The following is a 12,327-nucleotide window of genomic DNA, read 5'->3' as shown; positions in this document are numbered from 1 at the left end:
GCATGACACGACTTGATTCGTCGATCGACAAGGTCGAGCGATGCGCTCGACTTTTTCGTTTAGAGAAGCTGGAACGATGACGTCGCTGAACCAGCCGTGTAGCCGCTAAGCGTCGCATCAGACTTCACTTGATACGTACCGCGTTGTGACCAAGAATTCGTCGAGAGTGTGAATGTGATGGCTCCTGATGAATTCGTCTTGCCTGTACCGACAAGCGTAGTACCGTTCGGTTGTGTGACCGTCACACGAACATCGGCGTTTGCGACCGCTTGACCATTCGAATTACGTACGGACGAAAAAATCGAGACGACTTCACCCGCATAGTACGATGACTTCGATGTCGAGACTGTCGTCGTGAGTGCTTGGACAGGTTGCGTCGTACCACCAGCAGTAGGGGCTTGGACAAGTCCGTTCCCGAACCATGTGTCACGACCCGCTACACCGAGGTCGATGGAATCTTGTGACAATTTTGTACGGAGTTGTGTGCTCGATAGCGTAGGGAAGGCTTGCTTCATGAGCGCGAGGTTACCCGCCACATAAGGTGTCGCCATCGATGTTCCGCTCATTTGGCCGTAGCCCCCATTTGAGAGGGTCGAGTTGATGCCGACACCAGGTGCTGCCACTTCGACAGTACTTCCTGTCGCCGAGAACGAGGCGCGGTTGTTGTTGATATCGGTTGCAGCGACAGCGATTGCCGAACTGTAACGAGCCGGATAGTTGACGAGGTCACCCGACCCATCGGTACGACCGTTGTTACCCGCTGCCGCGACGACAAGGATGCCCGCGTTGTTGGCACGATCGACGACTTGTTGGAGCGTCGTCGATGGACTCGTCGTCCCGAGGCTCAAGTTGATGATATCCATATCATTTGTGATCGACCAGTCAATCCCGGCGATGATGCTCGATAAGCTACCACTTCCGTTCGCCTCAAGTGCTTTGACGGCGTAAATGCTTGCTTCGTGTGCAATCCCGACCGTTCCGATGCTGTTGTTCCGTGCACCGATGATCCCAGCAACATGAGTACCGTGACCGTTGTCATCGGCATACGAACTCGTGACCGTGCTGAATGAGGCACCGCCAGCGATTGTTAAATCAGGATGGGCCGAGATTCCTGTGTCAACGACGGATACTTTGACACCTTTCCCAGTGAATCCGCTTTGCCAAGATGAAGGAGCTTTTAGTTTGGGGATTCCCCAGTCTTGTGTTTGATTCTCAATCTGTACCGTTTGATCCACTTCCACATGTGCGACGTGTGGATTGTTTTTCAAGCCGTTCAATGCGGCTTTTGGTACTTCGAGTGCGGCGGCTGGAATGTTCGCGTACTGTTGGCGAACTTCCATGCCATCGATGGAAAGGGGGATTTTCTTTGCCGACTTCTTGAAGACGACGATGACGCGTTCTTTCTCTTTATTTGGGGCGGCATCCGCGCCCCCAGGTACGGTTGACAAGACGAGCAATGAGGCGAGGACGGAGCTACAGATTTTTTTCAACTTGTTTCCTCCTTTAAGGTATGTAGGCAAGATGACGGGATGTCCAACTGCCGTGACCATAGAGTAACAAGTTTTGCCAACGTGTAGAATACGCCAATGGCATTAAATATCTGAATATTTAGATAAGGATACAGGGGATTCAGATACAAGACTTTTGGCTCAATTGTAAGAGAAATGAATGGAAATTACAGATGAACAAATCAAAAAAGCGAACCAGCCATGGAGGCTCGTTCGCAATATACTCATTTAATGACTTTATGTTTCCAAAGGATACCTGATTTTAATAGTCGGGCTACTTTCCCAGTGAGTGATTGTTTCCCCATAAACACCCCAAAGCCTGCCTTCTTCCCAAGGGAACCGAGCGTCCCTTTCAGTTTGATGTCGGGTAATTCTGGATAATTGACGCCTTTCCATTTGCAAAGCAAGACTTGGACAATCTGTTCGGCTTGGGCTTCGGCGAGTTGTCCGGACGGTGCGTACGGTAAGCTCGCATTGTCACCAACGACAAACACGTCCGGCAGTCCAGGAACGAAGTGATGTTCCGTCAATTTGACACGTCCGCCTCCATCGAGCTCCCAACCTTGGTTCCGTACAACAGCGACCGGTTGAATCCCGGCCGTCCATACGGTCAAATCAGATGGGAACAAGTCTTCGTGGTTCCATAGTCCGTCAGCATCGACACGTGTGATGTTGGCATTGTTAATGACTTCGACGCCGTGCTCCTCGAACCAAGATTGTACGTACATCGAAACACGATTAGATAAGAAAGACAGGACGGATGGTCCGCGGTCGAATAAACGGACCGTCAAATCAGGTCGGCTCTCACGAAGTTCGCTGGCGAGTTCGACACCGGACAGCCCGGCACCGACGACAGAAACGACCGACCCTGGTCGTAGACCATTGATTGCTTGTTGTGTCTTACGTGACTCTTCAAGTGTTTGAATACTGTACGTGAACTCGGCGGCCCCTTGGACATTGTGATATTTGTCTTCGCACCCTAATCCGATGACAAGGTCGTCGTAGGGCACTTTTTCTCCACTCGCGAGCAGAACCATTTTGTCTTCGGTGTCGATGTCCGTGACCTGTCCGTATATGTAATCGATTTCATCCGGAAAGTCGATGCGAATATCGCGGTCCGAGACCGTTCCTGCGGCCAGTGCGTAATACTCAGTTTTCAATCCATGATAAGGCAAGCGATCGACGAGCGTGACCGAGATGTCTTGTAACTGATGTCCAAGTACTCTCTCAATCACACGCATTCCCCCGTAACCGCCTCCTAAGACGACTAATTTGCGCATAATAATCCCCCTTTGTTACTCTTCAACTGTATCATGTTATAATCTGCCGTAGAAGAACCATTTTCCGATAATTCACGTAAAGAAAGACGGTGACATATATGATGAATCCGATCATCGAATTTTGTGCTTCGAATTTGGCGATGGGCTCACAAATTGCCCGGGCTAAATTAGAGTCCGACCCTGATCTTGATGTGGTCGAATATGGCTGTACAGGCTATTGTGGTGTCTGTTCCCTTGATCTCTTTTGCCTCGTAGACGGGGAAGTGGTGACGGGTGAAACACCAGAAGAGCTCGTGACGAAGGTGTATGAAAAAATCGAAGAGATGGCATGGTAAAAAGTTTGAGGAAATGACCTCAAACTTTTTTATTTCACCCGTTGCATTTTAAAAAGAGGGATGTTATATTCTAAGAGGTTCGAATGTAGGTTGTCTGACGTTTAACAACGATAAAAAGAAAGCGTTTCAAACGGTAGGACACATCTCTTTTCGGGTATGACACATATAATTGGTTTTGTTTAATATGAAAGGAGCACAACATCAATGAAAATCATGAGTGTGGTTGGTATTTTGGCACTAATTGCAATCGCTTACATCTTCTCTACCAACCGTAAAGCCATCAAATGGCGCACGGTCTTGGCAGCGTTCGCTGTTCAATTCGCATTTGCATTCCTCGTCTTATATACGGCATGGGGACGTAAGGCGCTTGAATGGATCTCAAATGGGGTTCAAGCTGTCTTGAACACAGCGGGTGACGGGATTGCCTTCGTATTCGGAACAGCAGTCGGTGGCGACAACTTCGTTTTCGCATTCCAAGTCCTTCCGATTATCATCTTCATGTCATCATTAATCGCATTGCTTTACTACCTTGGCGTCATGCAGTGGGTCATCCGTATCCTCGGTACTGCCCTTGCGAAAGCACTTGGTACGTCACGTAAAGAGTCACTTTCAGCAACAGCGAACATTTTCGTCGGTCAAACGGAAGCACCGCTTGTCATCAAGCCGTACCTTCCTACAATGACACAGTCTGAGCTCTTCGCAGTCATGGTCGGTGGACTCGCATCGGTTGCCGGATCTGTACTTGCAGGTTATGCAGCACTCGGTGTACCACTCGAATACTTGCTCGCAGCGAGCTTCATGGCAGCGCCAGCAGGTCTTTTATTCGCGAAAATCATCGTACCAGAAACAGAAGAGTACGATGACGACATCGAGATTGTAGAAGATGAAGAAGACAGAGCGGCGAACTTCGTCGATGCAGCGGCACGTGGTGCTTCTGACGGTCTCTTCCTTGCCTTGAACGTCGGTGCGATGCTTCTTGCATTCGTTTCATTGATTGCGCTCGTCAACTTGATCCTCGGTTCAGTTGGTGGACTCTTCGGATTTGATAGCTTGTCACTCGAATTGATTCTCGGTTACGTCTTCGCGCCACTTGCATTCGTGATTGGTGTACCATGGGCGGATGCTGTACAATTCGGTAGCTTCCTCGGTCAAAAACTAGTCTTGAACGAATTCGTTGCTTTCTCTGAGTTTGCTCCAATCATCGGTTCTGGTGATTTGTCAGCTCGTTCAGAAGCGATGATCGCATTCGCACTTTGTGGTTTCGCAAACATCTCGTCACTCGCGATCCTTCTCGGTGGTCTTGGTGGTATGGCGCCAAACCGTCGTGGTGACATCGCACGCATGGGTGTTCTCGCGATTCTTGCAGGTACGCTTGCAAACTTGATGTCAGCTACATTGGCTGGACTTCTTCTTTAATCGGTATAAGAAAACGCGATCACTTCGGTGGTTGCGTTTTTTAGTATGAGAAGGATGTATGTATGGTGATGTTTGGCCACTTGGCGGACCAGTTCTTTTGCTGCAACCGCTCCAGATAGATGGGATGCTTTGAAGAGTTCGAATCAAAGGGTGGTGTCGGTATAACGTGCATGTTGATCAAGTCGTGAATGCCGTGTGGGGCAGCGAGGATGAGGGAACCATCCGATTGAAGATGTACCCCGATCGCGGTGACGGTCTCAGGAAAATGTGCCAACGCATCGACCGATGAGGCATAGGGTGGAAGGTTGTTGACGTGATGCATTCTCGCTTGATTTTTGACAGACCAAGGTACATCGGGGATGAGGCGGAATAATCGCTCTTCGAGTTGTTTTTCGACTGCTTCCTCTGGTTGGTTTGGGTCGAAATAAATCACATCTACATCATCTGTTTTAGTCGATGTTTCGTATCCGTGAAGGTGGTCCCAGACTTTTGAACGAATATATCCCGCACAAATCCAACAATCCGGTAAATCGAGGTTGGCGACGGCGTGGAGAAGCTTTATGAGCTCGGCGTCTTGTTTTAGAAAATGAACCAAATCCTGTTCGTCTGTCATGATGAATACCCCTCCTTACAATATGGTTAAAAAAAGCACCTAGGCAACGCCTAGATGCTCGTATATCGATTATGCTTGAAGTTGTACGCGTTGACGTTCGATCCACGGCTTCAATTTCAAGAAGAGTGGGACGAAGAGCGCGCTGATCAAGATCGCTTTAATCAAGTTGAACGGTAAGATCCCGTAAAGGACAAGATCCGTTTTCACCGCCGGGTCGGCCATGTCTGCCATTCCGAAGAAGAAGGCGTAGGCTGGCAAGATGACGAGATAGTTTAAGATGGCGAGACTAAGAGCCATTGTGATTGTACCGGCAAGTAATCCAGAAGCGAGTGCTTTGTTTGACTTGCGCTTATGGTAGAACCAGGCAACTGGGTACATGAATGCGACACCTGCGAAGAAGTTTGCGACTTCCCCGACTGGAACACCGCCACCGTTAAAGACGTAGTACAAGACGTTTTTCAAACCGACGACCACGACTCCTGCGAGTGGGGAAAAGACGATTCCGGCAATGAGTGCAGGAATGTCACTAAAGTCCACTTTAAGGAATGGCGGTAAAAATGGGAGCGGGAAGTTGAATAGCATGAGTACGAACGAGATCGTCCCGAGCATCGCCAAAGTCACCATTGTTGTCAGTCGTTTGTTGCGCGTAGTTTTCATCAGAATCTCTCCTTTAGGTCGCTCCTCGATGAATGGCATCCGTCGCATATAAAAACCCGATTGCAATGAAGACAATCGGGAGAGTTTACGCGCATACGAAATAGATGTTTTCCGAGGTGGAAAAGTCCACGTCAAAGAAAACATCCGGATATCGGTCGGATGCCGCCATCTTCTCCCATCCAGACTATACTGTCGGCTTTCGAATCTCACGAAATCAGCAAGCAACGCCTTGCTCGCTCACGGGCTGAGAAGAATATATTCTTCAATACCGCCGGTCGGGAATTTCACCCTGCCCCGAAGATGGAACGATTTAATTTTTTTTGTTACAGTTTAGTTATACAAGATAATCTACAAGATGACAAGTCAATTGACTTGAATTGAAGATAAAATGAGGAGGAGTTCAGATGATTCATTTAACAGAGTCAGCCGCACTTCAAGTGCTAGAGATGATGAAACAGACGGAACGCCCGGATGCACAATATTTGCGAGTGAAAGTTCAAGGTGGCGGATGTACAGGACTTTCATATGGAATGGGCTTTGATGAGGAAAAGACGGATAAAGATATTCAATTCGACCATCACGGCGTCCGCGTCATCGTCGCAGAAGTCGATCACGGGGTCGTCGATGGGCTTGAGATTGACTACAAGCAATCAATGCTCGGTGGCGGTTTCACAATTAAAAACCCGAATGCGATTGCAACATGCGGTTGCGGTTCGAGTTTCCGGACAGCGACGAATGCAGGTACGCCTGGGGAGTGCTAAAAAAGAACCGATCGTGGGTGCGATCGGTTCTTATTCTTCTTCTGTCAAAATCAACCGAATGACTTTTGCAGTTACGTCGAGTTCGATGTGATGTTGCCAAGGCCGAAAGCCTGTGATTGTACATGTGTCATTCGTGATGCGGAATGAGCAGACACTCTCTTCCTCTTGGTCGAGGACAGAGTAACGACTGAAATCAGATAAGCTCTGATAGATCGCATACTGTGGTGGTAGTTCATACGTCCAACCTTTTTCTAACATGATTTGGTGCATATTCGAGCCCCCTAACAAGTCTTTACTTATTAGAATAGCAAGAATACGTGTAAAAGTGGTAGATTAGTCTGTTTCTTTGAAGGGAAAATGAATAGGGACGTCATTACAAATGGGAGGATTCAGGGTTATGAGAAAAGTATTGATATTCGGAGGGTCACGTTATTTCGGAAAACGGCTCGCATTGCGACTTGCTGAAGCAGGGGACGATGTGACGATTGTGACGAGGGGGCAACTACAGGTACCGGAGGCTGAAGGGATTCGGTCTGTCAAAGGGGACCGGCAATCGGTCGCGACGATGAAAGACTTGGCACGTGAACGGTACGACCTCGTCTATGACAACATTTGTTTTACTCCGTATCAGGCAAAAATCGCCTCGGATGCGTTCATGGACAAAGTCGGAAAATATGTGCTCACGTCGACGATGTCGGTTTACGCGCCTGGGCCTGACCTGAAAGAGAGCGACTTCAATCCGCTCCATTACGAATATCATCTTGAATCCGAACATGACTACGGACAAGGGAAACGCGAGGCGGAATCTTTCTTCTTCCATCGCGCCTCTTTCCCGGTGGCGACCGTACGATTACCGATCGTGGTAGGTCCGGATGACTATACAGACCGGTTGAAGTTTTATGTAGATGCAATCCGGAACGAGGAACCGGTTGTCTTGCATCACCCGGAAGCGAAGATGGGCTTCATCTCGAGTGCGGAAGCAGCAGCATTTTTAGAATGGGTGGGACGTGCGAACGTGACCGGTCCTTTCAACGCTGCAAGTGACGGGCTCATCTCCATGGGTGCTTTAATGGAGCGAATCGGCCAACACGTCGGAAAACCCGTCCATATTATAAAAGATGGAGACTCGTCGCCGTATGATTCGGATGTCGACTATTATATGTCGATTGCTGAGGCGAAGAAGGCGGGCTTCGTGTTCACGCAACTCGATGACTGGCTTGACCGGGTCATCATTCAGACGCTCAAAAAATAACCTTTTTTGTTAAACATTGAGCTGTTTTCGCAAAAGGATTTTTTCGCGACCATTTTTATCTATATTGACTGCTTTGACATCGAAACCATGACGAATATTTAAGAGTAACATTTGTCGCCAACGATTCATCGTCTTTGTTTCAATCGATTTATAGTTTTGATTTTTAGCCCATTCGTGCTGTGTCTCCATTAACCGTGAGGCGATACCGAGATTACGAGAAGCAGGTTTGACGGCTCCCATCCAACTATAAAAACAATCTTCATTGAGAGGATAGCCAATCTTGTAGCCATGAATCTCGTTGTCAATAATCGCTAAAGTAAAAAATAAATTTGTTTTACGTATTAACTTTTGATGAAAGTGATTTATATCTCCAAAAACCTCTTGATGGATCGTGTATAGTTCATCGCGCATTTTATTGGTAATTGTATTTGTTGTGACTATATTCATGTTAACCTCCCTTGCAAGACAAAACTGAACCCCTGTGCATGGGAGCGACAGGGGTTCAGTGTTTATTTCCCAGCAAATACAGATGTCGAGTGTTGCGGATGACGAGCTGTCGGATCCACGAGCTGTTTCACTTGGTTGATGGCGATTGGGGCTTCACCGAAACCGGTCGCAATCAATTTTACTTTCCCTTCGTATGTCGCGATATCACCGCAAGCAAAGATGCCGGCAACGGTCGTTTCCATACGTGAATCGACACGGATTGTGTTTTTCTCGAATTCCATTCCCCAGTTCTTGATTGGACCGAGCGATGAAACGAATCCGTAGTTACAAATCAAATCATCGATTTCAACGATTTTTGATTCGCCATCCTTATCTGTCAATTCGACAGATTCGATGTGTGTCTCACCAGACAGTGACTCGATGTTATAAGGCGTGAGGACGTTAATCGTCGATGCCTTCATCTGTTCTACCGTATGTTCATGAGCACGGAAGCGGTCACGACGGTGAACGATGTGGACTTCTTTTGCGATTCCTTCAAGCATGAGTGCCCAGTCGACGGCTGAATCGCCACCGCCGGCAATCATGACACGGCGATCACGGAATTTCTCCATGTTGTCGACAAAGTAATGAAGGTTGGCATAATCTTCGCAGCCATCAAGCCCGAGTGGACGAGCCGAGAAGGCACCGTTTCCGGCTGTGATGATGATGGCTTTCGTATGATATTCTTCTTTATTTGTTGTCAATACGAACGTGCCGTCCTCGAGACGTTCGACCGTTTCCACCGTTTCACCGAGACGGTAATCTTGTTCGAACTGGTCAGCCTGAGCTTTTAGTTGATCGATCAAGTCCTGTGCTTTTACTTTCGGGAAACCGGCAATATCATAAATATATTTTTCAGGATAGAGCGTTGACAACTGACCACCAAGTTGCGGTAAGCTTTCAATCAACGTCGTATCGAGTTGGCGCATGCCTGCATAAAATGCGGTGAACAGTCCGACCGGGCCGCCACCGATGATGATTACATCTTTCGTCGTCTTCATCGAATTCCTCCTCAAAGCGTATACATCTATTATAGAGAGTTTATTGAATTAAATCCATTCAGTACAAACATGCAACACTTTCAAAAAAAATTCAAGAAGATAAGCTTTTCCATTGAGAATTCAATTTAAAGAGCGTACAATGAAACAGAAGCAATTGTGAACAGATGTTGAACAAGAATAGGCTTTATTGTGAACGTCTATGTGAAGAAACACACAACATAGTTGTTCAAAAAAACAAAACTTTAAACAAGGTGGAAATGAACATGAAACGACCTAACATTGTTATTCTTGGTGCGGGCTTCGGTGGACTCATCACAGCCGTCAACCTTCAAAAGACACTCGCTGCAGGTGATGCGAACATCACGCTCATCAACAAGCATGATTATCACTACCAAACGACATGGCTTCACGAACCAGCTGCTGGGACGATGAACCCAGACCAAGCGCGCATCTACATTAACGATATTGTGAACCCGTCACGTGTGAAACTTGTCAAAGGGATCGTCGATCGCGTCGATACTGCTGCCAAACAAGTCACGCTCGAAGATGGTTCTGTCGTCGAATACGACTATGTCGTCATCGGTCTCGGCGGTGTACCTGAAACGTTCGGTATCCCAGGCTTGAAAGAACATGCGATGACAATCAGCTCGTTGAACAGTGTTCGTAAAATCAAAGAGCACATCGAATATTCATTCGCTCAATATAAAACAAACGGTTCTTCAGACAACTCGTTCGTGACGATCGTTGTCGGTGGTGCCGGATTTACAGGAATCGAATTCCTCGGTGAAATCGTCAACCGAATCCCTGAACTTTGCAAACAGTATGACGTTCCACGCGAAGCGGTTCGCATCGTCAACATTGAAGCGGCACCAACAGTTCTTCCTGGTTTCGACCCAGAACTCACGACATACGCACAGAAATGGTTGGAGCGTAACGGTGTCGAGATGAAACTCGGTAACGGAATCAAAGGTGTCGAGCCAGGTGTGGTGACATTCGGTCCACTTCAAGGTGACACGACAGAAACGATTCGTGCCAACACGATCATCTGGACAGGTGGCGTAAGTGGTAGCCCGATCATCGAAAAATCAGGATTTGAAGCGGTCCGTAACCGTGTCATGGTGGAAGCGGACAACCGTGCACCAGGTCACGACAACGTCTTCATCATCGGTGACTGCTCAGCGGTCATGGACCCTGCATCGAACCGTCCATACCCACCGACGGCACAAATCGCGACACAACAAGCGCACAACGTTGCGAAAAACATCGCGGCACTTATCAATGGCAAATCGACTTCGAAGTTCACTTACGAGAGCAAAGGAACAGTTGCTTCACTCGGTCATAACGATGGAATCGGAATCGTGATGGGCAAAAAGATCTTCGGTCGCAACGCTTCATTCATGAAGAAAGTCATCGACAACAAACACTTCATCGAATTGAAAAAATACGGACTCGTCCTTAAAAAAGGGAAGTTCTAATTTCATGATTGCATGGCTCGTTCTGTCTCAGAACGGGCTGTTTTTCTTTCGAAATTGTCATAGGAAGTTCTTTGACCTCGTTGGTCGAAATTTTGTATAATGAAGAGCGGACAAGGGGGGCAACACATGCATATTATCCAAGCAGTCATTGGAGCCGTTTTATATATGACGATTTTTTTCAGTATCGGCTTCATCTTGAATATGTTACTTAAAAAGACATGGACACTCGTGTTCATTTATCCAATTTTTGTCATCATGATGATTGATAATGTCAAACTTTCGAGTTACGTGACCGAGACATCGACCGCGCTTACGAGTGTCTATGAAGGACTCGTCGGGTTGCAACTTCTCGATTTATTCATGCTCGGCTTTGGATTGCTCGGTGCAATTCTAGCTGGTGTGACGATTCGTTTCTTACGAAAGAGCGGTTATTCAATGTTTTAATTGGCGACAGAAATGTTCGCCTTTTTTGTTTTGTCCCTACTTTTTTAGGGCATGAACCGATATACTAGATAGCGAAACGATTTTTAGTAAGGGATGCGATGCGAATGACATTACCGATGTATACGATCAAAAAAGTGTTGAATAATAGCGTTGTCATTTGTCAACATGATACGGATCCGGAAGTCATTCTACTCGGGAAGGGGATTGGCTTTGGCAAAAAACCAGGCGACCTCGTCGACCCGGCCAGCGTCCCGGAGAAAGTGTATCAACTGACAGATAAAGAAGAGCAATCTCAATATCAAGAACTCGTCAAACATGTCGACGAGGACTTCATTGCGTTCATGCAAGAGATTGTCTGCTTCATTGAGACGAGTACGGGCAAGAAAGTCGATGAGCACATCCATATCGGTTTGACGGATCACTTGTTCTTCACGATGAAGCGAATCGAACAAGGGATGGAAGTGACGAATCCGTTTTTACTTGAAACGGAATCGCTCTATCCAAACGAGTTTGCGCTCGCGGAACGGATCGTCGATATGTTTCATGAACGATTGAACGTTTTGCTCCCGGATGCGGAAACAGGGTTTATCGCCCTTCATATTCACTCGGCGACGACGTTCAAAAACGTCCTCGAGGTCAACCGTCATAATCAAATCATCGGGCAAATTGTTCAGACGATTGAGAGTCATTTGAACGTGAAAATGGACCGGACATCACTCGATTATAAGCGCTTACTTCGGCACTTAAGGTACGCCGTTGAGCGGGTCGCGACAGGTGAGACGGTCGAGGCACCACAAAAAATTGAAAAGGTGTTGCGCGACGAATATCCGCTATGCTATAGTACTGCTTGGGAGCTGATGGGCATCATGGAACGCGAATTAAAGCGTCCTGTCCCACGAGGTGAAGCGACATATTTGACGATGCATCTCCAGCGCCTAACAAGTAGATAAATGATACCACGTGTCTTACGTGTTACTGATTCGATCAGGCATGAGTAAGGAGTGGAACGTTATGTGATGTCTCCATTGGGAGAGGTCTACGTTCTATCCTTATTCATGCCTTTTCTGTTTTTATAAACGTGATTTATGAAAACGTTTAG

The 12,327-nt window shown here is 47.3% G+C and carries 14 protein-coding genes and 1 riboswitch; of the genes, 7 read left to right on the top strand and 7 right to left on the bottom strand.

The features are described 5' to 3' along the window. Positions 1-59 precede the first annotated feature (59 nt). On the bottom strand, positions 60-1,490 hold the full coding sequence (locus KNO68_RS06800; protein WP_214730446.1) for a S8 family serine peptidase: 1,431 nt from the start codon (positions 1,488-1,490) through the stop codon (positions 60-62). Positions 1,491-1,732: 242 nt separating this feature from the next. Next, the gene (locus KNO68_RS06795) at positions 1,733-2,788 is read right to left on the bottom strand and encodes an NAD(P)/FAD-dependent oxidoreductase (RefSeq protein ID WP_012726829.1); all 1,056 of its coding nucleotides are present in this window, start codon (positions 2,786-2,788) and stop codon (positions 1,733-1,735) included. Between the two features lie 98 nt (positions 2,789-2,886). Here KNO68_RS06795 and KNO68_RS06790 point away from each other — a divergent pair, with 98 nt between their 5' ends. Next, the gene (locus KNO68_RS06790) at positions 2,887-3,123 is read left to right on the top strand and encodes a YuzB family protein (RefSeq protein ID WP_012726828.1); all 237 of its coding nucleotides are present in this window, start codon (positions 2,887-2,889) and stop codon (positions 3,121-3,123) included. Positions 3,124-3,327: 204 nt separating this feature from the next. Further along, entirely contained in the window at positions 3,328-4,539 is a 1,212-nt protein-coding gene (locus KNO68_RS06785) for a NupC/NupG family nucleoside CNT transporter (protein WP_078147251.1), read from the top strand. A 40-nt stretch (positions 4,540-4,579) separates the two neighbouring features. On the opposite strand, the gene KNO68_RS06780 is transcribed toward KNO68_RS06785, so the two are convergent. Together KNO68_RS06780 and KNO68_RS06775 are read right to left on the bottom strand one after the other, a co-directional pair. Beyond that, a complete protein-coding gene (locus KNO68_RS06780) occupies positions 4,580-5,152 on the bottom strand; it encodes a nucleotidyltransferase family protein (protein ID WP_215112238.1) in 573 nt (190 codons plus the stop codon). A 69-nt stretch (positions 5,153-5,221) separates the two neighbouring features. Further along, positions 5,222-5,809 carry an ECF transporter S component gene (locus KNO68_RS06775; RefSeq protein ID WP_012726825.1) on the bottom strand — a complete coding sequence of 196 codons (588 nt, stop codon included), beginning with the start codon at positions 5,807-5,809 and terminating at the stop codon, positions 5,222-5,224. 163 nt (positions 5,810-5,972) lie between these two features. Then, positions 5,973-6,115: riboswitch (FMN riboswitch) on the bottom strand. 98 nt (positions 6,116-6,213) lie between these two features. Between KNO68_RS06775 and KNO68_RS06770 the strand changes: the two genes are divergently transcribed. Beyond that, positions 6,214-6,570, top strand: a complete 357-nt coding sequence (locus KNO68_RS06770) for a HesB/IscA family protein (protein ID WP_074036395.1) — start codon at positions 6,214-6,216, stop codon at positions 6,568-6,570. 30 nt (positions 6,571-6,600) lie between these two features. Here the strand turns inward: KNO68_RS06770 and KNO68_RS06765 are convergent, their stop codons facing one another. Then, the gene (locus tag KNO68_RS06765; protein WP_047795133.1) at positions 6,601-6,840 is read right to left on the bottom strand and encodes a hypothetical protein; all 240 of its coding nucleotides are present in this window, start codon (positions 6,838-6,840) and stop codon (positions 6,601-6,603) included. A gap of 127 nt (positions 6,841-6,967) precedes the next feature. Here KNO68_RS06765 and KNO68_RS06760 point away from each other — a divergent pair, with 127 nt between their 5' ends. Continuing rightward, a complete protein-coding gene (locus tag KNO68_RS06760) occupies positions 6,968-7,822 on the top strand; it encodes an NAD-dependent epimerase/dehydratase family protein (RefSeq protein WP_214687066.1) in 855 nt (284 codons plus the stop codon). 9 nt (positions 7,823-7,831) lie between these two features. Here the strand turns inward: KNO68_RS06760 and KNO68_RS06755 are convergent, their stop codons facing one another. Then, complete coding sequence (locus KNO68_RS06755; protein ID WP_078147247.1) at positions 7,832-8,269, bottom strand: GNAT family N-acetyltransferase; 438 nt, start codon at positions 8,267-8,269, stop codon at positions 7,832-7,834. 62 nt (positions 8,270-8,331) lie between these two features. Continuing rightward, on the bottom strand, positions 8,332-9,309 hold the full coding sequence (locus KNO68_RS06750; protein WP_012726821.1) for an NAD(P)/FAD-dependent oxidoreductase: 978 nt from the start codon (positions 9,307-9,309) through the stop codon (positions 8,332-8,334). 263 nt (positions 9,310-9,572) lie between these two features. Between KNO68_RS06750 and KNO68_RS06745 the strand changes: the two genes are divergently transcribed. The 3 genes from KNO68_RS06745 to glcT all read left to right on the top strand — a co-directional run bounded on the left by KNO68_RS06745 (position 9,573) and on the right by glcT (position 12,178). Further along, positions 9,573-10,784 (top strand): NAD(P)/FAD-dependent oxidoreductase, encoded by a 1,212-nt coding sequence (locus tag KNO68_RS06745; protein WP_012726820.1) that lies wholly within the window; start codon positions 9,573-9,575, stop codon positions 10,782-10,784. Between the two features lie 126 nt (positions 10,785-10,910). After that, complete coding sequence (locus tag KNO68_RS06740) at positions 10,911-11,228, top strand: YuiB family protein (protein WP_047795135.1); 318 nt, start codon at positions 10,911-10,913, stop codon at positions 11,226-11,228. A gap of 104 nt (positions 11,229-11,332) precedes the next feature. Continuing rightward, positions 11,333-12,178, top strand: coding sequence for a glucose PTS transporter transcription antiterminator GlcT (gene glcT / locus KNO68_RS06735; protein ID WP_078147246.1), 846 nt, complete (start codon positions 11,333-11,335; stop codon positions 12,176-12,178). Positions 12,179-12,327 lie beyond the last annotated feature (149 nt).

The organism is Exiguobacterium sp. s75 (genome assembly GCF_018617145.1).
GTDB lineage: Bacteria > Bacillota > Bacilli > Exiguobacteriales > Exiguobacteriaceae > Exiguobacterium > Exiguobacterium profundum.
The sequence above is the reverse complement of the archived record's forward strand: the minus strand, read 5'-3'. Positions and strand labels throughout refer to the sequence as shown.